Origin of the sequence: Streptomyces sp. NBC_00193 (assembly GCF_026342735.1) — a bacterium.
In the GTDB taxonomy this organism is placed as follows: domain Bacteria; phylum Actinomycetota; class Actinomycetes; order Streptomycetales; family Streptomycetaceae; genus Streptomyces; species Streptomyces stoeckheimensis.
The window spans coordinates 339,041-364,017 of the sequence record NZ_JAPEMM010000001.1 but is presented as its reverse complement, the minus strand read 5'-3'; the positions used below and the strand labels follow the sequence as shown (position 1 = coordinate 364,017).

Genomic DNA, 24,977 nt, shown 5'->3' with positions numbered 1-24,977 from the left:
GATGCGGTCTCTCCTGCGGAGGTGCGTCGGTGAGTAGGAACCTGAACGGTCCCTTCCGTACCAAATCAGTCGAACAATCGATCCTCGACACGGAAGAGCCGGAACACGCGCTCAAGAAGTCGCTCTCCTCCTGGGACCTGACCGTCTTCGGCGTCGGCGTGATCATCGGCACCGGCATCTTCGTCCTCACGGGCAAGGTCGCCAAGGAGACCGCCGGACCCTCCACGGCCCTCGCGTTCGTCGCCGCCGGCGTCGTGTGCGCGCTCGCCGCCCTGTGCTACGCGGAGTTCGCCTCGACCGTCCCGGTGGCCGGATCCGCGTACACCTTCTCGTACGCCTCCATCGGCGAGCTGCCCGCCTGGATCATCGGCTGGGACCTCGTGCTGGAGTTCGCGCTCGGCACCGCGGTCGTCGCCGTCGGCTGGTCGGGGTACGTCCGCTCGCTCATGGACAACGCCGGCCTCCACCTGCCCGCCTCGCTCCAGGGACCCGACGTTCCGGGCGGCCACTTCGACCTGCTCGCCTTCGTCCTGGTCCTGGTCCTGACCGTGATCCTGGTCGTCGGGGTGAAGCTGTCCGCGCGGATCACGGCGGTGGTCGTCGCGATCAAGGTCACGGTGGTGCTCATCGTGATCATCGCGGGCCTGTTCTTCATCACGAAGTCCAACTACACGCCGTTCATCCCGCCGGCCGAACCGCAGACGGGCGGCTCCGGACTGGATGCCCCGCTCGTCCAGCTGCTCTTCGGCTACGAGCCCACCAACTTCGGCGTCATGGGCATCTTCACCGCCGCCTCCGTGGTCTTCTTCGCCTTCATCGGCTTCGACGTGGTGGCCACCGCCGCCGAGGAGACCAAGCTCCCGCAGCGGGACATGCCGCGCGGCATCCTCGGCTCGCTGATCATCTGCACCGTGCTCTACGTGGCAGTGTCGATCGTGGTGACCGGCATGCAGAACTACAAGGAGCTCTCCGTCAGCGCCCCGCTGGCCGACGCCTTCAAATCCGCCGGCCATCCGGTCTACGGCGGCATCATCAGCTTCGGCGCCGCCGTGGGCCTGACCACCGTGTGCATGATCCTGCTGCTGGGCCAGACCCGGGTGTTCTTCGCGATGAGCCGCGACGGCCTGCTGCCGCGCTTCTTCTCGCGGACCCACCCGAAGTTCCGTACGCCCTACCGGCCGACGATCCTGCTCGGCGTGATCATCGCCATCGTCGCCGGATTCACCAGCATCAACGAGCTGGCGACCCTGGTGAACATCGGCACCCTCTTCGCCTTCGTCGTCGTCGCGCTCGGCGTGATGGTCCTGCGCCGCACCCGGCCCGACCTGCACCGGTCCTTCCGCACCCCGTGGGTGCCGTTCGTGCCCATCGTGTCGATCGCCGCGTCGGTCTGGCTGATGCTGAACCTGCCGGCCGAGACCTGGCTGCGCTTCGGGATCTGGATGGTGATCGGCTTCGTCGTCTACTTCCTCTACGGGAAGCAGCACAGCCGGCTGGGCCGTGGCGAGGGGATGACACCCAATCCCGCGCGGGAAGGGCGCTGAGCCTGCTGCGTACGGTGAGGGCATGGAGATCACCGTGGGACTGGAACCCTGGTCGGAAGACGACTTCTGGCTGCTGCTGCGCAAGAACGAGCCGGCCATGAAGGAGCACCTGGGCGGCCCGGAGACCGAGGCCGAGCTCCGGGACCGGCACCGGCGCTACCTGGAGCTGAGCGCCCGGGAGCCGGAGGCCGGGCGGATGTTCCGGGTCGTGGCCGACGGGGAGACCGTGGGCAGCATCGGCTTCTGGGAGCGGCTCTGGCAGGACGAGGAGGTCTATGAAACCGGCTGGGGCATCCTCCCCGAGTTCCAGGGCCGGGGGCTCGCGGCCCGCGCGGCCCGGGCGCTCGTCGCCCACGCGGGCGTCCACGGCACCCGCCGCCACCTGCACGCCTTCCCGTCCGTCGAGCACACCGAGTCCAACGCGGTGTGCCGCGCGGCCGGGTTCGTACTCCTCGGCGAGGTGCAGTTCGAGTACCCGCCGGGGCAGTGGCACGCGAGCGGTGACTGGCGTGTGGTGCTGCGCGGCGACGGCTCGTAACGCCGATGAGCCCCGGCGCCCATCGGGGGCCGGGGCTACGAGCGGTGAGCGGGGAGGGTCAGCCGCCGGTGGCGGGGGACTTCTTCGCCGAGGCCGGGATCGGCTGGTCCTTGCGCAGGGCGTCCCAGAGCTGGCCGGACTGCGGCTCCACGGCGACCACGCGGTTCTCGTCGATCTTGTCGTAGGCGACCGGAAGCATGATCGTCTCCATGGTCTCCGGATCCACGCCCTTCATGCTCTGGGCGAAGTCCGACAGGCCCTTGAGGGAGTCGAGCTCGGCGTCCGTGGTCAGCGCCTTGGTGCCGGCATCGGCGAGCTTGTACAGCCGGGCCGGGTTGCTGAGCGCGTCCTGCTTCTTGATCTCGGACAGCATCGCGATCATGAACTTCTGCTGGAGGTCGATGCGCCCGAGGTCGCTGCCGTCCCCGTAACCGTGGCGGGTACGAACGAACTTGAGCGAGTCCGTGCCGTTGAGGCGGTGCGTGCCCGCGTCGAGGTTCAGACCGCCCTTGATGGGCTTGTCGAGGGTCACGTCCACCCCGCCGAGCGCGTCCACCAGCTCCTTGAAGCCGGCGAACTCCACCTTCACCAGGTGGTCGACGCGGACGCCGGACATCTGCTCGACCGTCTTGACGACACAGGCCGGGCCGCCGGTGCCGATGATGCTGTTGATCATGATGCGGTTCGCGCCGGCGATCGACTTGCCGTTCTTGTCCTTGCACTCCGGCCGCGTCACGAGGGTGTCGCGGGGGATGCTGATCGCGGTGGCCTTCTTACGGCCCTCGGGTATGTGCACCAGCATGTTGGTGTCCGAGCGGGAGCCGCTGACGTCGCCGTGGTCGAGCTCACCGTTGGCGCCGGCGCGCGAGTCGGAGCCGAGCACCAGGATGTTCTGCCCGCTGTCCGGGACCTTCGCCGGCCGGTTGTCGACACCGATCGCCTGGTCCAGGTCGACACTGTCGATGTTCCCGTTGAGGTGGTTGTATGCCCACCAGCCGGTGCCGGCGGCGCCGAGCAGCAGCAGGACCAGTACGAGGAGGACGATCCTCAGGACGCGTCGTCTGCGCGGACGCACCCCGCGCCCTCCGGCTCGCCGACGACTGCGTACGGTGGTGTCTTGGGTCATACTGCTCGAATCCTCGGGGCCCTGGGTCGGAGGGCAGCGGGCAAGGGTGGCCGGATGCCGCTGCACTATAAGCAGATTTCCAAGTCGAATGGGAGTGCGCTTATCGTCCTCCTGGTCGGCCGTGATGCGGAAAATACCGGAGTCCCCACAACGCGGGGGAGGGGGAGTGGGAGCCATGGCCCGAAATGCCGGACGTCGTGCGCGACGCGGTGACGCCTCGCGCGAGCAGCTTCAGCAGGGTTCCCCTTCGCAGTCAGGCCGGGCTTCCGCGGTGGTCATCGTCGTCGCCGGCCCCGCCGACGCCGTACCCCTGATCAACTCGGAACCGGCCGGATCGGTCATCGAACTGGTCTGGCTCGACGGCGCCGCCGCCGCCGAGCAGCGTGCGATGGAAGCGGCCGTGGCACAGGCGAAGCGGCGCGGGTGCAGATTCCCCGGGGAACCGTTCCTCCTGTACGCGGCGGACGGCAACCTCACGGGCCAGATCCTCGACGTCCTCCATGAGATCGAACCCGTGCGCGTCCGCACCCTCGATCCCGACCCCGTGCACACCGACGTCGACCGCGAGAGCAAACTCCCGATCGTCAGCGAGCCGGCCGCGCGCGGTCAGGTGGCGCGCAGCACGCTCAGGGCCGCACGCCGCTATCAGCTCGCCGTCGGCACCCCGGTGTTCGTGGACTGCCGCCGGGCCGGCGCCGACCCCGCGCTGCCCGCCGCGGCCTGCTCCCGCTACCCCAGGCCGACCCAGTGGCTGCTCGCCGGCAAGGACGGGCGGCTGTCCGCCTACCTGCCGACGGCTGCCGGCGTGGTCCGCTGGACCGAGGGACGCACCGAGGCCGAAGGCTGGAGCGGGCCGGAACTGCTCCAGGGCCCGGAACTGATGCCGGGACTGACCGTGCTGCGGGGTCCCGAGGGCTACGCGTACCTGATCGGCCTGAGCCGGACCAAGCGCAAGGACAGCGGCTCCGACGTCGAGGTGGTGTACGCCGCCCAGTACCAGACGGGCCGGCCCCTCGGCCCCTGGACCACCGTCGGCAATCCCAACGCGGCGAGCTGGCACAAGGCCCGGGAAACCGGTTTCCCCGTGGCCACCTTCGACGCGGACGGCGTCCTGCACGTGTTCGTGCGCAACTTCGGGCACAGCGTCAGCGTGCGGCGGCAGACCCCCAAGGGCCGGATGACCGGCTGGGAAGCGCTGGGCGGGCTGCGGGTGGCCGACGAGCTGGTCGCCTTCCCGGCCGCGCAGGGCGGTGTGCACATGGTGGCGAGGGCGCGCGACACCGCGTCCGCGGGGCACTTCTTCCAGCAGGACGTGAAGGCGGCCTGGGTGGAGAACCGGCGGATCCCCGTGAGCCCGTACCCGGGCAGCCTCTCGGTGGCCCCCGAGAGCGGAGTCGTGCGGTTCCGCTACGCGGGGAGCAACGAGGTCTGCGTCTGGTGGCCGGGCGCGCAGGTGCCCATAGGGCTCGGCGGGCCGGAGGGGCTCGGGCCGGTCGCGGGGGTGGCGGGAGCCGACATCCAGGGCTGGGGCTGCACCGTGCTCGTGCGCGAGGGCGCCGGGGGAGTGACGGCCATCGGCGCGCACCCGGACGGGCGACCGGACATCGGGGTGTGGTGGGAGGAATCCGGGGAGCCCTCGGTGGTTCCGCCCGCCGCGGCGTTCGACAGCCGGGGCCGTGTGGTGATCGCCACAGTGGGAATGGACGGAACGCTCCGCGTGGCGCGCCAACAACTGGGATCTCAGGGCTTGGAGTTCACTCCGTGGACTGTCCACTAAGGATCGTTTAAGTCCTGGATATGCAGGTTTAAGCACGGCAATGGTCGCCTTGCGTGCTGGATGGCGCCACGCGCGACTTGTTATGGTCATTCAGCGCCCATTTACCTGGACCATAGGTGAACGTTCGGCGTCACGGGGGCGGCGCTCGCTTTCGTGTCTCGTGGGGTGGGCGCAGGCGCTCTGGTGACCAGGTTCGCGCCGTTGACGACTGAGGGGTTATGTCCAAGCTGTCACTGAAGGCCGTCCAGAAGCTCACGTGCAAGAAACGGGACGCCTGGTGGACGGTCCTTCTGGTCGATCCGATCGCGACCCGCCTCGTCTGCGTTTTCGCGCGCTGGAACTTCGTGACGCCCAACCGCGTGACGTGGGCCGCGCTCTACGTCGGCCTCGGCTCGGCCTGGTTCTTCCTCCAGGGCGACTGGCTCTCCCTCTGCATCGGCGCGGGGCTGTACCACATCAGCTTCATCCTCGACTGCATCGACGGGAAGCTCGCCCGCCTGAAGGGCAACGGCACCATCTTCGGCGGCTGGCTCGATTACGTCTTCGACCGCATCCGTGTGCTCTTCTGCGCGCTGGCCCTCATGGGCGGGCAGTTCCTGCAGCACGACGAAGAGGTCTACCTCCTCGCGGCCCTCGTCGTGATCTTCCTCGACATGCTCCGCTACGTCGACGCCCTCCAGATCTACAAGATGCGCATGTCCATGCGTAACAAGATCGAGGCCGTCACCCTCGCCCGCCAGGCCGAGGAGGGCATCGAGGAGGAGGAGCGGAAGGTCGTCTTCATCGAGGACCTCCTGCGGGAGAACCCCCTCGGGCAGGCCGACGAAATCAAGCGGGAGACCGCGCAGGTCGAGCAGGCCGAGGTCATCGACCTCCACCAGCAGTTCCGCGAGAGCTTCCCCTGGTACGCACGGTTCCGCCACGCCCTGGTGCAGAGCCGCATCCGGCCGCACCTCATCAGCGGCATCGAGTTCCAGATGTTCATCTTCATCATCGGACCCGTCATCGGCCACATCCTGTGGACCACCGCCGTGTCCGCCGTGCTGATGGGCGGCTTCGAGCTCGTGATCATGTTCAAGTTCTGGCTCTCCACCCGCGACTTCACGCGCACCATGGAACGCCTCGACCCGGGCAACATCCCGTCCAGGGCCGGCTCCATCGCCCCGCACCTGCACGCAGGACGCCACCGGCGCCGCGGCGAGGACGACCTGAACGCGATCGATCCCGCCCAGATGTTCCCCGCCCCCGAGCCCTACGAGGACCCCGGATTCGAGCCGTTTCCGCGGGCCTACACGGATCAGTTCACCGGCAGCGTGACCGACACGATGCAGCTGGCCCAGATCCCCTCGCAGCACTCGCAGCGACCTGACTACGCCGAACGAGAGCGCCACCCCAGATGAGTTTCCCGGTCGACATCTCTCCGTACGGCGTCACGATCGTCATTCCGGCCTACAACGCGAGCGCGACCCTCGCCCGCGCACTCCAGTCGGCCGTGGCCCAGACGCACCGGGGCATCGAGGTGCTCGTCATCGACGACGCCTCCACCGACGGCACCCGGGGCGTCGCCCGCCAGTTCGCCGCCCAGGACCCCCGGGTCCGCGTCATCGAGCGGCCGCAGAACAGCGGCGGCTGCGGCGCCCCCCGCAACAACGGCATCGAAGCGGCATCCGGCCAGTTCGTGATGTTCCTCGACGCGGACGACGAGCTGCCGCTCAAGGCCGTCGAGACCCTGCTCTCCTCCGCCGTCGTCACCGGGTCCGAGGTCACCGCCGGCCGCGTCGTGCGCATCAACCTCGCCACCGACGAGATCACCGTCTGGCAGCCGCAGCTGTACCCCGCGGACCAGACGGTCGGGGGCCTGGGGGCCATGCCGGAGCTCTTCGAGGACCCGATCGCCGCCGGCAAGCTGTACCGGCGGGACTACCTCGACAACTTCGGCATCCGCTTCCCCGAGGGCGTCTTCTTCGAGGACACGTACTTCTCCACGGTCGCGAACTTCCACGCGCGCTCGTTCACCATCCTCGCCACCCCCGTCTACCGGTGGATGTTCGAGCGGGAGTCCGACCAGCCCTCGATCACCAACCGCCGCCACGAACTGCGCAGCATCGGCGACCGCATCCGGGTGCACCAGTACACCGACAGCTTCCTGCACAGCGTCGGCCGGCCCGACCTGCTGGCCCGCAAGGCCGCCAAGTTCCTCTCGCACGACCTGCGCCTGTACACCCCCGAGCTCCGCAACGGCGACCGCAACTACCGCAACGGGTTCCTCGCGGCCGTGGCCCCGTACCTGCGCACCCTGGAGCCCACCACCTACGAGCTGTGCGGGCCCATGGAGCGGGTGCGCGCCTTCGGCCTGATGCACGGCCGCGTCGACATCGCCGTGTCGGCCTCCGACTACATGCGCCGCCGCAGCGTCATCAGCTCCGACGTCGTCGAGCGCGACGGGCGGGTGTTCTGGTCCGGGTCGCTGCTCCGCCACCCCGACGCCGAGCGCTTCCTCGAAGTCACCGAGCTCGACCTGACCGGCCAGAAGCTCGCCGAATCCCGCCTCTACAACCAGGCGACCTCCGTCGAGCTGGTCGACGGCGAACTGCACATAGCCGGCGCGATACGCAACCAGTTCGGCCGGGTCCGCCCCGACGACAAGGTCGAGCTCATCGCGGTACTGCGGCGCCGCAGCTCCAAGACCGACTACCACTTCCCCGTCTCCAGCGTGGAGATCGACGCGGACTGGATCCGCTACCACGCCACCGTCGACCTCACCTCCACCCTGGACAAGGCCGACCGCGCGGGGCACTGGAACTTCTTCGTCCAGCTCCGGCACGACGGCGAGCGGGCCTCCACCGCCCTCAACATCAGCGGACTCGACGCCACCAGCCTGCGCTACGCCTCCGCCCAGGGCGTCCACGAGGTCTACGAGACCATCAGCGGGAACCTGGGCCTGCGCCCTCAGACCGAGGAACTGCAGGCCAAGGCCTCCGACCGGGGAACCCCCTGGCTGTGGTGGCAGGACGCCACACCGACCGGCCCCGTCCAGCCCCCCGAGCAGTACGTCGCGGCGCTCGTGGTCCTGTGCCACAACGACGAGTACCACCTGCGCGAGTTCCTCTCCTCCCTCGTGGCCCAGGGCAGCTTCGGGGGCACCCAGGTGGTGTTCGTCGACGACGGCTCGAACGACACCACCGCCCAGCAGCTGGCGGCCTTCGCCGCCTACTACCCGAACGCGATGGTCGTCACCCAGCACAGCCTCGGCGCGCGCATCGCCTTCGAGAACGGCCTGCAGTACGTCGCCGCCCCCTACGTGATGTTCGCGCGGGCCCGGGACATCCTCGGCGAGGACTCCGTGGGCCGGCTGCTCACGGCGGCCCGCAAGACCAAGGGAGCCGACGCCGTCGTCGGCGTGGCGGACAACTTCCCGGGCCCGTGGCTCGGCAAGGACGAGCCGTGGGAGCGCTACTTCACCGCCAAGGGCGCCATCCGCAAGCTCGCCGACGCCCCGTACCTCGTCTTCTCGACCCGGCTCGGCGGAAAGCTCTTCAAGACCTCCTTCGTGCGCGAGCACGGCTTCCGGTGCGGCCCGGGCCACGGCCTCGAGGACGACTGGTTCACCGTCCCGGCCCTGCTGTTCACGAAGGCGGTGACCGTCGCACCCGGCGCCCGCTTCTTCGAGCGCGAGGAAGAGAAGCAGAACTCGCTCTTCGACCGGCCCTGGAACGACCCCGCCAAGGCGGTGGACCGGGTCCGGCTGGCCGAGTACGTCCTGACGTCGGTCCAGGGCGCACCGCCCCGGGTCGTCCGCCTGGCCCACCGCTTCGTCGTCCGCTCGCTCCAGCCCTACGTGCGCAACATGCACCGCATCATGAGCAAGACGGAGCTCGCCGGGGTCCTTCCCCTGCTCGCGTCGGTCTACGGCAAGATCCCCGACGAGATCATCCTGCAGTACGCCACGCACCCGCAGTCCAAGGTCCAGCACCACGCGATCGTGACGGGCAACCTCGAGCTCTTCGCCGACCCGCTGAGCGCGCCGGAGTTCCTGCCCCGGCTCTACCTCGACGACGAAGGCATCTACCGGCGCCTCGCGAGCGACCCGGTGGAGACGAAGCTGCTGCGCGTCCCGCGGTCCAACGCCGTCATGGAGACCTTCCTCTGGAAGGGCGACGAGATCCAGCTCGAGGGCCTCCTCGTGATCTCCGGCGTCGACATCGACACCCAGTACACCAACCGCATCCAGCTGGTGTTCTCCGACGGACGCCGCGAGGTGGCGCTCCCCGTCGAGCAGGTCTACCGCCGCGACCGCTGGCGTACCCGCAAGAACCAGGACTGGTTCTCCGGCTGGCGCGCCACGGCACGCCCGTCCGCGCTCAACGCGCTGGCCAACTCCGAGCTGACCATGGTGATCCGGGTCCTCGACGAGGACCGTCACCACGACATCAAGCTCGCGGCCCGCATGAACCTGCACCGCTTCAAGGGCGTGCACACCTCGGGCAAGCAGCGCTTCGTCCTGTCGATCGACGAGGAGGAGGGGGTCACCGCACGCTGGGTGAAGGGCTTCTCGGCCCGGCGCAAGGACAAGATGCACCGCTTCCGCGAGGAGCTGCGCAACTCCCTCCCGGGCCGTCCCGGCTGGCGCACCCGCTTCATGTACTGGCTGACGTACCCCTACCTGCACGGCCGGGGCATCTGGATCATCGGTGAACGCGAGGACACCGCCCAGGACAACAGCTACCACCTCTTCAAGTGGATCCGGCTGAACCAGCCCAAGCGCAAGATCTTCTACTCGATCAACCGGGACGCGCACGACTGGGACAAGGTCGCCCAGTACGGGCAGGTCATCGACAGGCTCTCGTGGAAGCACCGCGCGTACCTGCTGCACGCCGAGCGCCTGATCAACTCCTACGACCTGGAGGCCTACCTCGGCTTCCCGGGCCTCAACAAGCGCTCCTTCCTGCGCGGCTACGGCGACCTGCTGCGCTACAAGCGCGTGTTCCTCGGGCACGGCGTGGGCTACAACGACGTCGTCGCCTCGATCCACGGGCAGACCACCAACGTCGACATGGTCCTCAGCACGGGCCGCAGCGAGCGGTCCTACACCGCCGAGCACTGCGGCTACGGCTACGAGCGCGTCGCCGCCACGGGCATGCCCCGGTTCGACGCGCTGGAGCCGGTGCCGGGCCTCCGGCGGGTCCTGGTCATGCCCACGTGGCGCCGCGACATCGTGGCGCCCTCGTACAACAAGGCGGCCAAGCCCGAGATCCCGTTCGCGGCGTCCGAGTACTACCGCTTCTTCTCGTCCCTGCTGCGCAACGAGCGGCTGCTCGCCGCGCTCCAGTACCACGGGGTCGAGCTGGAGTTCATGCCGCACTACGAGATCCGGCCCTACCTCCAGCACTTCAAGATCGAGCACCCGTCGATCATCGTGTCCTCGACGGGCCGCGACGTACAGCTGGCCATGCGCGAGTGCTCGATGATGGTCACCGACTACTCCTCGGTGTTCTTCGACGTGGCGTACATGGGCAAGCCGGTCGTCTACACGAACTTCGACGACGAGTCCTTCTACAGCAAGCACTACAAGCGCGGGTACTTCGACATCGACAGGGACGGCTTCGGCCCGGCCTGCCGGACCGTCGACCACGCGGTGCAGGAGATCATCGGCGTCCTGGAGCGCAACTTCCAGCTGGAGCCCCGGTACAAGCAGCGCGTGGATGACTTCTTCATCCTGCGCGACACCTCGAACTGCGAGCGCGCCTTCAAGGTCATCGACACGATGGACTCCAACTTCGTGGGTGACGAGCGGGCCCGGCTGCACTTCGGAGAACGCGGATTCGGGGAGTTCTGAGAGACGTGAAGGTCGCACGATGACGTCGATATACCTGGCGGGCGGATCCACGGTCTGCAGCCGCCAGCGCAGCATGGCACCCATGGCCGGATGGGGGCAGACCCTCCCGCTCTTCATGCAGGGCGTCGAGGTGGTCAACTGTGCCCGCGCCGGCGCCAGCACCAAGAGCTTCATGGAACGCGGACGTCTGGGCTGGATCCTGGACAACATCAAGCCGGAGGACCTCCTGGTCATCTCCTTCGGCCTGAGCGACATGAAGCCGGGCGCCGGCCTGTTCACCGAGCCGTTCGGCGAGTTCCAGACCAACCTGCGGCGCTACGTGAACGAGGCGCGGGACCGCGGCGCCCACCCGGTGCTCGTCACCAGCCACGAACGCCGCGTCTTCGACCGCTTCGGCAACATGCGCCGGCCGCTGATGATGTACCCGGCTGCGATGCGCGAGGTGGCGGTCGAGCTCTCCGTGCCGCTGATCGACCTGAACGAGTGGAGCATCGTCTGGTGGCGCCAGCTCGGTCCGGACGGCACCAAGAGCCTGTTCGTGTACCTCGAGCCGGGCGAGCACCCCAACTACCCGGAGGGCGTGGCCGACAACTCGCACCTGCGCGGCCACGGAGCGCTGGAGTGTTCCCGCTTCGTCGCCGGCCAGCTGATGGTGCAGGGCATGCTGCCCGCGCAGTTCTTCCGGAACCTGGAGACGGGATTCGACGCGGACCAGGTGGTGGAGTTCCTCGACGACGAGGTCTTCGACCATATGACCAAGCTACGCGTCTCGGGAGGCATGAAGTGAGCGGGAACTGGTTCCCCCTGGTCCGCGCCTGGGCCACTCAAGGGCCTTACACCGGGGTGCTCGACCTGCTCGCCACGGCCGACCCGGCGTACCCCTTGCGGCCGGGCTCGCAGTTCCAGCTCGCCATGACGGTGACCCCGTCCGGCGGAGCGTTCCGCACGTACGGCTACATCCTCGGCGAGAGCCTCGAGGACGGGGTGGTCGTCGAGGACCTCCAGGGCCTGCGCAAGCTCCCCAACGGCCGCTACGCGTGCTTCGCCTCGGGCGACGAGCCGGTCACCGCGACCTGCGTCGTACGCGTCAAGGAGGAGGGCTCGGACGGCTCGGTCGTGGTGCCGCGCGTGGTCGTCGGCATCATGCCCTTCCAGGGCGACAAACTCGTCTCCTCCTCGGGCATCGAGGACAAGGGCTACTACGCCCGCCGCCGCTCCATCCCCGCGAGGCGGCTGGTCCTGCGCCCCGGCGAGGTGGTGGCGCTGCCCGCGGGCAGCCCCGAGGGACTGCGGCTGAGGGGTGTGACCATCGCCCGCTACGGCATGCTGGGCTGCTCCCCCGACGGCGCGGTCACCTACCAGGCCCCCCACTCGTTCCACGGCTACGACCGCTTCGTGTGCACCTACGAGGATCAGGACGGGTACGTGGCCGAGGGCCACGTGGTCGTCCGCGTCGGCGACCTCGGTGCGTCACCCGGCGCGCTGGGCGCCGTCCGTGGCTAGGCGCACGCGGCTCGCCGCCGTCGCGCTGGCCGTGACCGTCACCCTCGCGGGATGCACGGAAGCGCCCCGGCCCCCGGACGAACCGGTCCCCTCGGGCTCGCAGCCCGAGGAACTCGAGCTGCCCGAAGGGGTCACGTACAAGGAGTCCGTCCGCAAGCTCGACGGCGAGCAGAGCTCGCACGTGCGGGTCCTGACCATCCGTCCCGACGCCAAGGTCAGGGTCGCGGGCATGCACGGCCCCGCCGTGGCGCACGCCGAGACGGTGCGCAAGATGGCCGAGTCCTTCGGGGCGCTGGCCGCCGTCAACGCCTCGTTCTTCGACATCAGCACCGGCAAGAGCTACGCCGGCTACGACGGAGACCCCCTCGGCCTCTACACCGAGGGCGGCAAGGTCCTCAGCGAGGCGATCAAGGGCCGGCCCACCCTGCTCCTGGGCTACAACCGCGGCAAGCTCAGCGCCCGGGTCGACGAGGTCTCCACCGACGGGGTGGTGGTCTCGGACGACGGCGTTCCCCAGGAACTGGACGGGATCAACCGGGTGCCCGGTCGCATCCTCGGCTGCGGGGGTGTCGGCGGTGACCTCCTGGCCGTCACCGAAGAGCCGATGCAGGAACCGTACGGCGGGCTGTGCACGGACACCGACGAGCTCGTGGTCTTCACCCCGGAGTGGGGAGAGCGCACGCCCCCCGGCCCGCCGGGCAGCGTGGAGGCCCTGCTCGACGCCGACGGCCGGGTGACGAGCGTCCGCAAGCCCGCCGGAGGCGCCGTTCCCAAGAACGGCAGCACCCTCTACGGGATCGGAACCGACACGGAATGGCTGCGCACGCACGCCGAGCCCGGTGCCGTGCTCACCACCTCCTTCGTCATGAACGACGCGTCCGGATCGGTGGTCCCCGGTCCCGTCGAGACGGCGGTGGGCGGCCGCTACCGGCTGCTGCGCGACGGGGTCCCCGACGTGGTCGAGCCGACTTCGGCGACGAAGACGGCCCCGCGGACCGCCGTCGGCGTCACCAAGAACGGAAGCCTGCTCCTGGTGACCATCGACGGCCGGGCACCGGGGGTGGACGCGGGCGCCACGGTCATGCAGACGTCCAAGCTCATGGCCGCCCTCGGGGCCCGGGACGCCCTGATGCTCGACGGCGGCGGCTCGACCACGATGATCGTGCGCGACGAGCTGCGCAACACCCCGCGCGGTGCCGAGGGCGCGGAGCCCTCGGAGCGGCCCGTGGCCAACGGGATCGGCATCTTCGAGCAGTGAGCCGGTAGCCGGGTCCGCGCGGTGCGAGCAGTGAGCAGGCGGACGTGAAAGAGCGGGCCGTACGGGATCTCCTCCCGTACGGCCCGCTCTTCGTGGTACCGGCTGCCGCTCGTTACGCGGGAACGCTCGCCACGCCCGGCGCCAGGAACTTCTTGCCGTTCACCCGCTCGGAGACGCCTTCGCGGTCCAGGTACGGGGTGACCCCGCCCAGGTGGAAGGGCCAGCCCGCGCCCGTGATGAGGCAGAGGTCGATGTCCTGGGCCTCGGCCACGACACCCTCCTCCAGCATCAGGCCGATCTCCTGCGCCACCGCGTCCAGGACGCGGTCGCGGACCTGCTCCTCGGTCAGGACGGTGTCGCCCTGGACCAGGAGCGCGGCGACCTCGGGGTCGAGCTCCGGCTTGAAGCCGTTCTCCGCGTTGTAGACGTAGAAGCCGCGCTTGCCGGCCTTGACCACGGCCGCCAGGTTCGGGGACACCGTGAAGCGCTCCGGGAAGGCGCGGTTCAGGGTCTCGGAGACGTGCAGACCGATCGCCGGGCCGACGAGCTCCAGCAGCACCAGCGGGGACATCGGCAGGCCGAGCGGCTCGATGGCCTTCTCGGCGGTGACCACCGGGGTGCCCTCGTCGATGACGTTCTGGATCTCGCCCATGAAGCGGGTCAGGATGCGGTTCACGACGAACGCCGGGGCGTCCTTGGTGAGGACCGCGGTCTTCTTCAGCTTCCGCGCGACACCGAAGGCCGTGGCCAGCGAGGCGTCGTCGGTCTGCTCGCCGCGGACGATCTCCAGCAGCGGGAGGATCGCGACCGGGTTGAAGAAGTGGAAGCCGACCACGCGCTCCGGGTGCTGGAGCTTCGAGGCCATCTCCGAGACCGACAGCGAGGAGGTGTTGGTGGCGAGGATCGCGTGCGCCGGGGCGACCGCCTCGACCTCCGCGAACACCTTCTGCTTGACGGACATCTCCTCGAACACGGCCTCGATGATGAAGTCCGCGTCCGCGAAGCCCTCGGCCTTGTCCAGGACACCGGTCACCAGGGCGGTCAGGCGGTTGGCCTTGTCCTGGTTGATGCGGCCCTTGCCGAGCAGCTTCTGGATCTCGGCGTGGACGTAGCCCACGCCCTTGTCCACGCGCTCCTGGTCGATGTCGGTGAGGACCACCGGCACCTCCAGGCGGCGCAGGAACAGCAGTGCCAGCTGCGAGGCCATCAGGCCCGCGCCGACGACGCCGACCTTGGTGACCGGGCGGGCCAGGTTCTTGTCCGGGGCGCCGGCCGGGCGCTTGGCGCGCTTCTGGACCAGATTGAAGGCGTAGATGCCGGAGCGCAGTTCGCCGCCCATGATGAGGTCCGCGAGCGCGGCGTCCTCGGCGTCGAAGCCCTTCTGCAGGTCGCCGTCCTTGGCAGCCTCGATGATCTCCAGCGCGCGGTAGGCGGCCGGGGCCGCGCCGTGCACCTTGGAGTCGGCGACGAAGCGGCCGCGGGCGACCGCCGCGTCCCAGGCCTCGCCGCGGTCGATCTCGTCGCGGACGACCTCGGTGGTGCCGTTCAGCACGTTCGCGGTCCACAGGAGCGACTGCTCCAGGAAGTCCGCGCCCTCGAACAGCGCGTCCGCGATGCCGAGTTCGAAGACCTGCTTGCCCTTGAGCTGGCGGTTCTGGTTCAGCGAGTTCTCGATGATGACCGAGACCGCGCGGTCCGCGCCGATCAGGTTCGGGAGGAGGGCGCAGCCGCCCCAGCCCGGAACCAGGCCGAGGAAGACCTCGGGCAGCGAGAAGGCCGGGATGGCCTTGGAGACGGTGCGGTAGGTGCAGTGCAGACCGACCTCGACACCGCCGCCCATCGCCGCGCCGTTGTAGTAGGCGAAGGTGGGGACCGCCAGCGCCGCGAGGCGCTTGAAGACGTCGTGGCCGCCCTTGCCGATGGCGAGCGCCTCGTCGTGCTTCTTCAGCAGCTCGACGCCCTTGAGGTCGGCGCCGACCGCGAAGATGAACGGCTTGCCGGTCAGGCCCGCACCGACGATGGAGCCCGCGAGGGCCTCCTGCTCGACCTGGTCGATCGCCGCGTTCAGGTTGGCGAGGGACTGCGGGCCGAAGGTGGTCGGCTTGGTGTGGTCCAGGCCGTTGTCCAGCGTGACGAGCGCGAAGCGCCCGGCGCCGAAGGGCAGGTCCAGGTGGCGCACGAGCGCGCGCGTGACGACCTCGTCCGGGAACAGCTCGGCCGCGCCCTTCAGGAGCTCAGTGGTGGTGGTGCTCACTTGCTGTCTCCCTCGGCGGTGAAGTTCGGGTTCTCCCAGACGACCGTGGCGCCCATGCCGAAGCCGACGCACATGGTGGTCAGGCCGTAGCGGACCTCCGGCTGCTCCTCGAACTGGCGGGCCAGCTGGGTCATCAGGCGGACGCCGGAGGAGGCGAGCGGGTGACCGAAGGCGATGGCCCCGCCGTACTGGTTGACGCGGGCGTCGTCGTCGGCGATGCCGTAGTGCTCCAGGAACGCGAGGACCTGGACCGCGAACGCCTCGTTGACCTCGAAGAGGCCGATGTCGTCGATCGTCAGACCGGCCTGCGCCAGGGCCTTGTCGGTGGCCGGGATCGGGCCGTAGCCCATGACCTCCGGCTCGACACCCACGAAGGAGTACGAGACCAGGCGCATCTTGACCGGGAGGTTGTTCTCGCGGGCGAAGTCCTCGGACGCGATGATCGCGGCGGTGGCACCGTCGTTGAGACCGGCGGCGTTGCCCGCGGTGACCTTGCCGTGGGTACGGAAGGGGGTCTTGAGGTTCGCCAGGTTCTCCAGGGTGGTCCCCGGACGCATCGGCTCGTCGGCGGTGACCAGGCCCCAGCCCGTCTCACCGGCCGCCTCGTTGTTGTTGCGCACCGAGATCGGCACCAGGTCCGGCTGGATCTTGCCGTCGGCGTACGCCTTGGCGGCCTTCTCCTGCGAGCGCACGGCGTACTCGTCGACGCGGAGCTTGGTGATCGTCGGGTACCGGTCGTGCAGGTTCTCGGCGGTCATGCCCATGAACAGGGCGGACTCGTCGACCAGCTTCTCGGAGACGAAGCGCGGGTTCGGGTCCACGCCCTCGCCCATGGGGTGGCGGCCCATGTGCTCCACACCGCCGGCGAGGGCGACGTCGTACGCACCGAAGGCCACGCCGCCCGCGACGGCGGTCACGGCGGTCATCGCGCCGGCGCACATGCGGTCGATCGAGTAGCCCGGTACGGACTGCGGGAGGCCCGCGAGAATGCCGGCCGTGCGGCCCAGCGTCAGGCCCTGGTCGCCGATCTGCGTGGTCGCGGCGATGGCGACCTCGTCGATCTTGGCGGGGTCCAGGTCCGGGTTGCGGCGCAGCAGCTCCCGGATGGCCTTGACGACGAGGTCGTCGGCGCGGGTCTCGTTGTAGATGCCCTTCGGGCCCGCCTTGCCGAACGGGGTGCGGACGCCGTCGACGAAGACGACGTCCCTGACGGTACGAGGCACGTTGGCTCTCCTCCAGGTGCGGGTGTGCACTGCTGCGCGGGGGCGAGCTCATTACTGAGCGCCCGCTCACCTCTCCATGCTACTTGCCGGTAACTGGCATGGACAGCCCCCTCGGAAGGAGCGGCGAAGGTCACACTCCGCCGCCCCGGCGCGCACGCGCTGCGAGGGTGCGGCCGGCCCGTCCCGCCGGCGCCCGCAGGCGGCCCCTCGGGGCGCGTACGGGGCCTGCGGGGTCAGTGGGGCCGGTGGCCGCGATGGCGGCGGCCATGGGGGCCGAGGCGCGGACGGTGTCCGTCACGAAGGTGCGGCGGCGGACGCCCAGGGTGCGCAGGGCCGGGCCGTGGTCGACCGCTACCACCGCGGCCGCGGCGGCGAGCGTGGCCCGCCAGGCCGCGACGACCGCCCGGCGGGCGGGGGCGGGCAGGGGCGCCAGCGCCTCGCGCAGGCGCAGGCAGTGGAAGGGGACGTGGCGCTCCTCGTCGGCGAGGATCAGCCGGGCGACCTCGGAGGCCAGCGGGTCGGCGGCCCCGTCCCGCACGGCCCGGTAGTACCGCAGGGCCACCACCTCCGCCACCATCAGCACGAGCAGCTCCACCCGCAGGCCCAGCAGTCGCCGCAGCCGGACGAACACGGTGTCGCTCCAGTGCCCGGCCAGGGTTCCCGCGCCTCCGGCCTCCAGCAGCAGGGCCAGCATCCGCGCGTGGTTCTGCTCCTCCGCCACGAAGAGGCGTACGGCCCGCGCGTACACCGGGTCACCCGCGCGGTCGGCCTTGCCGATCAGTGCGGAGCCGTCCCCGTCCTCCCCGACCTGGAACCGCTGCAGGCTCCGGACCAGCTCCGGAGGGAGTGCGGCGGCCCGGCCCCAGTCCGGATCGCCGCGCTCGGCCCGGCGCCCCGCTTCGGTCTCGAAATCGGCCAGCCACGTGTCGTGTCCCCACCCATGTTTGATCACGTTCAAAAACTAGTGGTCTTTGAGCGTGTTCAAAAGGAGTCGGGCCCGGCTGTAGCGGAACCGGAACATGCCGGAACGTGCCGGAACATGGCGGAGCCCCCCGGCCGAAGGGCCGGGGGGCTCCGCCATGCACTGCGGGCGCGGGTGCGTCAGTCTTCCGGCTCGGGCGCCGGCGGTGCGACGGGCGCGGTCGCGGCCAGGGCCGTGACCAGGGCGTCCGTCACCTGTTCGATCTGCCACGGGCGGGCTCCGTAGCCCGCCAGCGCCTCGGCCACCGCGTCGGCCTCCAGCCGCAGCGGCGGCTCCCAGCACAGCCGGCGGACCGTGTCGGGAGTGATCAGGTTCTCCTGCGGCAGGTTCAGCCCCTCCGCAAGTGCCGACACGGCCGTACGGGCCGCAGCCAGCCGCGCCGCGGCCTCCGGGTCCTTGTCCGCCCAGGAGCGCGGCGGCGGCGGACCCGCCGGGGTCGCGCCCGGCAGCGGCAGTTCGGCCTCGGGCAGGGCCTTCGCCCGGTCCACGGCGGCCATCCACTGGTCCAGCTGGCGCCGGCCCATGCGCTGCCCGTAGCCGGGCAGGGCGGAGAGGGCCTGCACGTTCAGCGGCATGGAGAGCGCGGCCTCGACGATCGCGGCGTCGCCCAGGACCTTGCCCGGTGACACGTCACGTCGCTGCGCGATCCGGTCCCGGGACTCCCACAGCTCCCGGACCACGGCCATCTGCCGGCGCCGGCGCACCTTGTGCATGCCGGACGTACGGCGCCACGGGTCCTTGCGCGGCGGCGCGGGCGGTGCGGCGCAGATGGCGTCGAACTCCTGGCGGGCCCATTCCAGCTTGCCCTGCCGGTCCAGCTCCTTCTCCAGCGCGTCCCTCAGGTCCACGAGCAGCTCCACGTCGAGCGCGGCGTAGCGCAGCCACGGCTCGGGGAGCGGGCGGGTCGACCAGTCGACGGCGGAGTGGCCCTTCTCCAGCACGTAGCCGAGGACCCCCTCGACCATCGCGCCGAGTCCGACCCGCGGGAAGCCGGCCAGGCGGCCGGCCAGCTCGGTGTCGAAGAGGGAGGTGGGTGTCATGCCTATTTCGCGCAGGCAGGGCAGGTCCTGGGTGGCGGCGTGCAGGATCCACTCGGTGCCGGACAGGGCCTCGCCGAGGGAGGAGAGGTCGGGGCAGCCCACCGGGTCGATCAGTGCGGAGCCCGCACCCTCGCGGCGCAGCTGTACGAGGTAGGCGCGCTGGCCGTAGCGGTAGCCGGAGGCGCGCTCGGCGTCCACGGCGACGGGTCCCGTGCCCGCGGCGAAGGCCGCGACCACCTCGGCGAGCGCGGCCGCGTCGGCGACCACCGGGGGGATGCCCTCGCGGGGTTCTAGCAAGGGAATCGGCAGCCCGTCGGACGAAACCTCGTCGTCCGGGGGGCCGCCCCCGGTGGTGGTGCGCAGGCCTGCTGCGGTTTCTTGGGCGTCGGTCACCGGTCAAGGGTATCCGTGGATACGACGCGCCCGTCGCCGGAACGTTCCGGCGACGGGCGCGAGGGGGGGAGGACGGACGTTTCCCCGGGTTCTCCGGGAGTTCTCCCGGGGGCCTTCGGGGGATATCGGCCGGGTCAGTGGATGATCCCGGTCCGCAGGGCGACGGCGACCATCCCGGCCCGGTCGCCGGTGCCCAGCTTGCGGGCGATCCGTGCGAGGTGGGACTTGACGGTCAGGGCGGACAGGCCCATCGAAACGCCGATGGCCTTGTTGGACTGGCCCTCCGCGACGAGGCGCAGGACCTCGACCTCGCGGCCGGAGAGCTCTCGGTAGCCGCCCGGGTGGCTCGGGGCACCCGGGGGGCGGCGGTGCATACGGGCCGCGGCGGCGCCGATGGGGGCGGCGCCGGGCCGGGACGGGAGCCCGATGTTGGTCCGGGTGCCGGTGACGACGTAGCCCTTCACTCCGCCCGCGAGGGCGTTGCGCACGGCGCCGATGTCGTCGGCGGCGGACAGGGCCAGGCCGTTCGGCCAACCGGCGGCGCGGGTCTCGGAGAGCAGGGTGAGACCGGAACCGTCGGGCAGGTGTACGTCGGCCACGCAGATGTCGCGCGGGCTGCCGATGCGTGGACGGGCCTCCGCGATGGACGACGCCTCGATCACGTCGCGTACTCCGAGGGCCCACAAATGGCGGGTCACGGTGGAACGCACGCGCGGGTCGGCCACGACGACCATGGCCGTCGGCTTGTTCGGGCGGTAGGCGACCAGGCTTGCGGGCTGCTCGAGAAGAACGGACACCTAGGCCTCCTGGGGGGGAGTGGCGGGACGGCCGGCTCGGGGAAGGAAGCCGGTGCGAACCGTGCGGATGGTCTATGACTCCTTCGGCACGTCACCCGCCCGGCTTTAGGGAATGATCACGATTTGGTGAGTAACAATTCGGGCAATTCGGACGCACGATCGATCATAGGGTGATCAGAAGCCCGCAAGGGGCGCCCCGTAACGACATCCGGCCCGGCAATCCGACCCGGCATCGGGTGCGGGTCGGCGCGCCGGGAGGGGCCGTGGCCTCGGGGTGTTACCCCTGAGGGTGATGCGGACCGCGCCGCTGGGGCAGCGAGACCACGCCGGTCACCGTCTCGGTCGGTCCGATCGGCGGCAGCCCCGCGATCTGGCACAGCAGTTCGCACCATGCCGACAGGTGTGCGGCGGTGTCCGGCACCCCGCCCACGCCCTCGCGCGGCGTCCAGGAGGCCCTGATCTCGATCTGTGTCGCCGGACGCCGCTCTCCGAGCCCGCCGAAGTAGTGCGAAGCGGCCATGGTGACGGTCCCGCTCGCCTCCCCGTACGTCAGCCCACGCGCGTCCAGCGCCCCCGTCAGCCAGGACCAGCACACCTCGGGGAGGAGCGGGTCCACGGCCATCTCCGGCTCCAGTTCCGCCCGTACGAGCGTCACCAGCCGGAAGGTGCCCTGCCAGGCGTCGTGCCCGGCCGGGTCGTGCAAGAGGATGAGCCGGCCGTCGGCCAGGTCCTCGTCACCGTCCACGACCGCCGCCTCCAGCGCGTACGCGTGGGGTGCCAGTCTCTGTGGCGGTTTGGTGGGGTCGATCTCGATCCCCTGCCGCAGCCTCGCCTTCTTCAAGCCGTCGACCGCCCGCCGGAACGGGAGTGGGACGGAGCTGTCCTTCGCGCTGTCCGTACCGTCAGCGCCATCTGAAAATCGTCCCTGAGCCGCAGCCATGCGGGGAAGACTAGGCGGAACGAGCGCCCGTACGGCGCAGGGACACCCGCGCCGGGCCGGGCACTTCTTCATACGTGCGAAGATTTGAGTCGTGAGCGCCAACACCCGCCCCACGGGCACGCCGAGCCAGACGTACGATTCCGCCTTCCTGAAGGCGTGCCGGCGCGAGCCGGTACCGCACACCCCCGTGTGGTTCATGCGACAGGCGGGGCGCTCGCTCCCCGAGTACCGCAAGGTGCGCGAGGGCACGCAGATGCTGGAATCCTGCATGCGGCCCGACCTGGTCACCGAGATCACGATGCAGCCGGTCCGCCGCCACAACGTGGACGCGGCCATCTTCTTCTCCGACATCGTGGTCCCGCTGAAGGCCATCGGCATCGACCTGGACATCAAGCCGGGCATCGGCCCGGTCGTCGCCCAGCCGATCCGCCGCCGCGAGGACCTCGCACAGCTGCGCGACCTCACCCCGGAGGACGTCTCCTACGTCACCGAGGCGATCGGCATGCTCACGGGTGAACTCGGCTCCACGCCGTTGATCGGCTTCGCCGGTGCGCCTTTCACCCTCGCGAGCTACCTGGTCGAGGGCGGCCCCTCCAAGAACCACGAGCACACCAAGGCCCTCATGTACGGGGACCCGGAGCTCTGGGCCGACCTGCTGGACCGCCTCGCCGAGATCACCTCCTCCTTCCTGAAGGTGCAGATCGAGGCCGGCGCCTCCGCGATCCAGCTCTTCGACTCCTGGGTCGGCGCGCTCGCCCCGGCGGACTACCGCCGCTCCGTGATGCCCGCCTCCGCGAAGGTCCTGGAGTCCGTGGCCTCGTACGGGGTCCCGCGCATCCACTTCGGCGTGGGCACGGGCGAGCTGCTCGGCCTCATGGGCGAGGCCGGCGCGGACGTCATGGGCGTCGACTACCGGGTCTCCCTGAACGAAGCCGTCAAGCGGGTCGGCCCCGGCAAGGCGCTCCAGGGCAACCTGGACCCGGCGGTCCTCTTCTCCACCCCCGAGGCGGTGGAGACCAAGACCCGCGAGGTCCTGGACGCCGCGGCGGACCTGGAGGGCCACATCTTCAACCTGGGCCACGGCGTCCTCCCGACGACGAACCCGGACGCCCTGACCCGCCTGGTGGACTACGTCCACACGCAGACGGCGGTCTGACCCGAGACTGCGCCGACGTCGGTACCGTGCCGTGCATGACATGGCACGGGCCGACGTTTCGCATATCCGACGGAGAGACCATCAACGGGGCCTGGTGCCTCGTGTGGCGCAGGCACGACCTGCTGGACGACCACCACCCCGAGAACCTGTTCGTCTACGCGGACGGCAGGATCACCCGCGGGGGCTACGAGGCGACCGATCTCGCCGGGCTGGCGAGACTGTTGGCCTCGGGGAAGGTCGCGCTCACGCTGCCGGACGGCCGCGAGCGGACCGCCGAGCCTTCGAAGTGGCTCGCCCGCTACCCCGAGCCGCGGACCGACGAGAGCTTCCTCGCGGAAGTGGCCGACGAGATCTCCCGGCTGGCGGGCCGGCCCTCGGCCCACGACCTGCTCATGGAGGCCGTCCGGGCCTACCGCCGCGAGACCACGGAGGCCAACCGGGCCCTGCTCAGGGTCGCGTACCTCGCCGTCCCGGCCCACCTGCGGGTCTTCGTCCTGGGGGACATGGACCGGCAGGACCGGCCGCTGCGGATCCTGGTGACCGACCTCGGCGAGCCCGTGGACGGGGACGGGCCGGTGGCCACGCCGGAACTGCACCAAGGCGCCCTGGACTACTTCGCCGACGTGGACGCGAGCGTGGAGCGGGCCGAGCAGGAGCGGGTTGTCCGGTACGCGGATGCGCCGGTCGGGGCCCCACAGCCACCGGTCGTCCTCCACGAGACCGTGTATCCCCGGGGATGGCCCGCCGAACTCGGCACGTTCGCGCTGCGCAACGACTACGACGCCCCCTTCACCTACGCAGGGGAGACCTACCCCACCGTGGTGCACGGCTACTGGGCGCTCTTCGCCGCCGACCGGGCCGACCACGACCGGATCCGTGCCGCCGCGACCGCCCGCGAGGCGCAGGAGCTGGGCGCAGGGGCCGCGGGGCGCGCGGACTGGGCGGCCCGGCGGCTCGCCGTCATGGCCGGGCTGCTGCGGGCCAAGTTCGACCAGCATCCGCGGCTCGCGGAGCTGCTGGCCGCCACCGGGGAGGGGGCGATCCTCTACACCGGTATCTCCGACGCCCCCTTCTGGCGTGACGAGGGCCCCCGCGGCGGCCGGAACTGGATCGGCCGCCTGCTGGAGCTGATCCGTTCCGAACTCCTCGCCGCGGGCGCGGGCGCGGGCCGGGCCGGTTAGACCCCCGCCGCCCGTACCGCCGAGACCGCCTTGCGGGCCGCCACCAGGACCGGGTCCCAGACGGGGGAGAACGGTGGGGCGTAGCCCAGGTCCAGGGAGACGATCTGGTCCACCGTCATACCGGCCGTCAGGGCCACCGCGGCGATGTCCACCCGCTTCGCGGAGCCCGCGCCGCCGACGATCTGGACGCCCAGCAGGCGGCCCGTGCGGCGTTCCGCCAGCATCTTCACCGTCATCTCCGCCGCCTCCGGGTAGTAGCCCGCCGTGTTCGTCGAGCTGATCGTCGCCGTGACGAAGCGGAGGCCGACGGACAGGGCGTCCCGCTCGCGCAGGCCCGTACGGGCGATCTCCAGGTCGCAGACCTTGCTCACGGCCGTGCCGACCACGCCCGGGAAGGTCGCGTAGCCGCCGCCGACGCCCGAGCCGATGACCTGGCCGTGCTTGTTCGCGTGCGTGCCCAGCGGGATGTGCCGCATCCGGCCCGCCACCAGGTCCAGGACCTCCACGCAGTCGCCGCCCGACCAGATGTTCTCGTGGCCGCGGACCCGCATGGAGAGGTCGGTCAGCAGGCCGCCCGACTCGCCCAGCGGCAGGCCCGCCGCGCGGGCCAGGGCCGTGCGCGGTTCCACGCCGATGCCCAGGACGACCACGTCCGCCGGGTACTCGTCCCCGGCCGCCGTGGTCACGGCGCGGGCCCGGCCCTCGCCGTCGATGAGGATCTCCGTCACCTCGGCGCGGGCGACCGTACGGATCCCCATGCGGTTCATCGCGCCGTGCACCAGACCGCCCATGTCCGGGTCCAGCGTGGACATCGGCTGCTCGCCCCGGTGCAGCACGGTGACCTCGAAGCCCCGCCCGAGCAGGGCCTCCGCCATCTCCACGCCGATGTACCCGGCGCCCACGACCACTGCCCGGCGGCCCGCCGTCCGTTCCAGATCCGCCAGCAGCCGCTGCCCGTCGTCCAGCGTCTGCACCCCGTGCACCCCGTGCGCGCCGATGCCGGGCAGCCGGGGGCGGACCGGCCGGGCGCCGGTGGCGAGGACGAGCTTGTCGTACCCCGTCCAGTACTCGGAACCGGAGTCCAGATCCCGGGCACGCACCCGCTGCCCCGCGAGGTCCAGCTCCACGACCTCCGTCCGCGTCCGCAGGTCGATGTCCCGCGCGCGGTGCTCCTCGGGCGTCCGGGCGATCAGCTCGTCCCGGCCTTCGACCAGGCCCCCGATCCAGTACGGGATCCCGCACGCCGAGTACGAGGTGAAGTGCCCGCGCTCGAACGCGGTGATCTCCAGCTCCGCCGGGCCCTTGAGCCGCCGGGCCTGTGACGCGGCGGACATCCCCGCCGCGTCACCGCCCACCACCACCAGCCGCTCCGTGCCGTTCGCCATGCGCCCGTACCGTCCTTCCCCGCCGCCGAAGTCTGCGGGGGCCA

General features: G+C 70.6%; 18 protein-coding genes. 10 read left to right on the top strand and 8 right to left on the bottom strand.

Annotation, left to right across the window (positions count from 1 at the left end; translation table 11 throughout):
• Positions 1 to 29: 29 nt before the first annotated feature.
• A complete protein-coding gene (locus OG898_RS01540; protein WP_250742053.1) occupies positions 30 to 1,544 on the top strand; it encodes an amino acid permease in 1,515 nt (504 codons plus the stop codon).
• Between the two features lie 22 nt (positions 1,545 to 1,566).
• The gene (locus OG898_RS01535; RefSeq protein ID WP_266954493.1) at positions 1,567 to 2,082 is read left to right on the top strand and encodes a GNAT family N-acetyltransferase; all 516 of its coding nucleotides are present in this window, start codon (positions 1,567 to 1,569) and stop codon (positions 2,080 to 2,082) included.
• 58 nt (positions 2,083 to 2,140) lie between these two features.
• On the opposite strand, the gene OG898_RS01530 is transcribed toward OG898_RS01535, so the two are convergent.
• On the bottom strand, positions 2,141 to 3,208 hold the full coding sequence (locus tag OG898_RS01530; protein ID WP_266954491.1) for an LCP family protein: 1,068 nt from the start codon (positions 3,206 to 3,208) through the stop codon (positions 2,141 to 2,143).
• A 175-nt stretch (positions 3,209 to 3,383) separates the two neighbouring features.
• Here OG898_RS01530 and OG898_RS01525 point away from each other — a divergent pair, with 175 nt between their 5' ends.
• From OG898_RS01525 to OG898_RS01500, 6 genes are all read left to right on the top strand, one after another.
• Positions 3,384 to 4,985 (top strand): hypothetical protein, encoded by a 1,602-nt coding sequence (locus OG898_RS01525; RefSeq protein ID WP_266954489.1) that lies wholly within the window; start codon positions 3,384 to 3,386, stop codon positions 4,983 to 4,985.
• Between the two features lie 218 nt (positions 4,986 to 5,203).
• The gene (locus tag OG898_RS01520) at positions 5,204 to 6,385 is read left to right on the top strand and encodes a CDP-alcohol phosphatidyltransferase family protein (RefSeq protein WP_250742049.1); all 1,182 of its coding nucleotides are present in this window, start codon (positions 5,204 to 5,206) and stop codon (positions 6,383 to 6,385) included.
• Positions 6,382 to 10,821 carry a glycosyltransferase gene (locus tag OG898_RS01515; protein ID WP_266954486.1) on the top strand — a complete coding sequence of 1,480 codons (4,440 nt, stop codon included), beginning with the start codon at positions 6,382 to 6,384 and terminating at the stop codon, positions 10,819 to 10,821. Before OG898_RS01520 ends, OG898_RS01515 begins: the two co-directional genes overlap by 4 nt.
• A gap of 19 nt (positions 10,822 to 10,840) precedes the next feature.
• A complete protein-coding gene (locus tag OG898_RS01510) occupies positions 10,841 to 11,608 on the top strand; it encodes a rhamnogalacturonan acetylesterase (protein WP_250742047.1) in 768 nt (255 codons plus the stop codon).
• Complete coding sequence (locus OG898_RS01505; protein WP_250742046.1) at positions 11,605 to 12,324, top strand: hypothetical protein; 720 nt, start codon at positions 11,605 to 11,607, stop codon at positions 12,322 to 12,324. Before OG898_RS01510 ends, OG898_RS01505 begins: the two co-directional genes overlap by 4 nt.
• Complete coding sequence (locus OG898_RS01500; protein WP_250742045.1) at positions 12,317 to 13,582, top strand: phosphodiester glycosidase family protein; 1,266 nt, start codon at positions 12,317 to 12,319, stop codon at positions 13,580 to 13,582. The genes OG898_RS01505 and OG898_RS01500 overlap by 8 nt, the downstream gene beginning before the upstream one ends.
• A gap of 112 nt (positions 13,583 to 13,694) precedes the next feature.
• Here the strand turns inward: OG898_RS01500 and OG898_RS01495 are convergent, their stop codons facing one another.
• The 6 genes from OG898_RS01495 to OG898_RS01470 form a co-directional block, all read right to left on the bottom strand.
• Positions 13,695 to 15,836, bottom strand: coding sequence for a 3-hydroxyacyl-CoA dehydrogenase NAD-binding domain-containing protein (locus OG898_RS01495; protein WP_250742044.1), 2,142 nt, complete (start codon positions 15,834 to 15,836; stop codon positions 13,695 to 13,697).
• Positions 15,833 to 17,059: an acetyl-CoA C-acyltransferase gene (locus OG898_RS01490; protein ID WP_250742043.1), complete on the bottom strand. Its 1,227-nt coding sequence runs from the start codon at positions 17,057 to 17,059 to the stop codon at positions 15,833 to 15,835. The genes OG898_RS01495 and OG898_RS01490 overlap by 4 nt, the downstream gene beginning before the upstream one ends.
• 130 nt (positions 17,060 to 17,189) lie before the next feature.
• Complete coding sequence (locus OG898_RS01485; protein ID WP_323184896.1) at positions 17,190 to 17,978, bottom strand: ferritin-like domain-containing protein; 789 nt, start codon at positions 17,976 to 17,978, stop codon at positions 17,190 to 17,192.
• A gap of 182 nt (positions 17,979 to 18,160) precedes the next feature.
• On the bottom strand, positions 18,161 to 19,474 hold the full coding sequence (locus OG898_RS01480) for a ribonuclease D (RefSeq protein ID WP_250742041.1): 1,314 nt from the start codon (positions 19,472 to 19,474) through the stop codon (positions 18,161 to 18,163).
• Between the two features lie 134 nt (positions 19,475 to 19,608).
• A complete protein-coding gene (locus OG898_RS01475; RefSeq protein ID WP_214956508.1) occupies positions 19,609 to 20,271 on the bottom strand; it encodes a response regulator transcription factor in 663 nt (220 codons plus the stop codon).
• A gap of 277 nt (positions 20,272 to 20,548) precedes the next feature.
• Positions 20,549 to 21,211 carry a DUF3000 domain-containing protein gene (locus OG898_RS01470; RefSeq protein ID WP_266954480.1) on the bottom strand — a complete coding sequence of 221 codons (663 nt, stop codon included), beginning with the start codon at positions 21,209 to 21,211 and terminating at the stop codon, positions 20,549 to 20,551.
• A 91-nt stretch (positions 21,212 to 21,302) separates the two neighbouring features.
• Between OG898_RS01470 and hemE the strand changes: the two genes are divergently transcribed.
• Together hemE and OG898_RS01460 are read left to right on the top strand one after the other, a co-directional pair.
• Entirely contained in the window at positions 21,303 to 22,367 is a 1,065-nt protein-coding gene (hemE, locus tag OG898_RS01465) for a uroporphyrinogen decarboxylase (protein WP_250742040.1), read from the top strand.
• A gap of 35 nt (positions 22,368 to 22,402) precedes the next feature.
• Positions 22,403 to 23,548 (top strand): NADAR family protein, encoded by a 1,146-nt coding sequence (locus tag OG898_RS01460; RefSeq protein ID WP_266954478.1) that lies wholly within the window; start codon positions 22,403 to 22,405, stop codon positions 23,546 to 23,548.
• Here the strand turns inward: OG898_RS01460 and OG898_RS01455 are convergent.
• A complete protein-coding gene (locus tag OG898_RS01455; protein WP_266954476.1) occupies positions 23,545 to 24,933 on the bottom strand; it encodes an FAD-dependent oxidoreductase in 1,389 nt (462 codons plus the stop codon). The two genes, OG898_RS01460 and OG898_RS01455, sit on opposite strands and share 4 nt — an antisense overlap.
• Between the last annotated feature and the right edge of the window lie 44 nt (positions 24,934 to 24,977).

Coding starts and splice junctions, on each gene's coding strand:
- OG898_RS01460 (WP_266954478.1), top strand. CDS start 22,403: ATGACATGGCACGGGCCGACGTTTCGCATATCCGACGGAGAGACCATC.
- OG898_RS01530 (WP_266954491.1), bottom strand. CDS start 3,208: ATGACCCAAGACACCACCGTACGCAGTCGTCGGCGAGCCGGAGGGCGC.
- OG898_RS01470 (WP_266954480.1), bottom strand. CDS start 21,211: ATGGCTGCGGCTCAGGGACGATTTTCAGATGGCGCTGACGGTACGGAC.
- OG898_RS01455 (WP_266954476.1), bottom strand. CDS start 24,933: ATGGCGAACGGCACGGAGCGGCTGGTGGTGGTGGGCGGTGACGCGGCG.
- OG898_RS01520 (WP_250742049.1), top strand. CDS start 5,204: ATGTCCAAGCTGTCACTGAAGGCCGTCCAGAAGCTCACGTGCAAGAAA.
- OG898_RS01510 (WP_250742047.1), top strand. CDS start 10,841: ATGACGTCGATATACCTGGCGGGCGGATCCACGGTCTGCAGCCGCCAG.
- OG898_RS01535 (WP_266954493.1), top strand. CDS start 1,567: ATGGAGATCACCGTGGGACTGGAACCCTGGTCGGAAGACGACTTCTGG.
- OG898_RS01525 (WP_266954489.1), top strand. CDS start 3,384: ATGGCCCGAAATGCCGGACGTCGTGCGCGACGCGGTGACGCCTCGCGC.
- OG898_RS01515 (WP_266954486.1), top strand. CDS start 6,382: ATGAGTTTCCCGGTCGACATCTCTCCGTACGGCGTCACGATCGTCATT.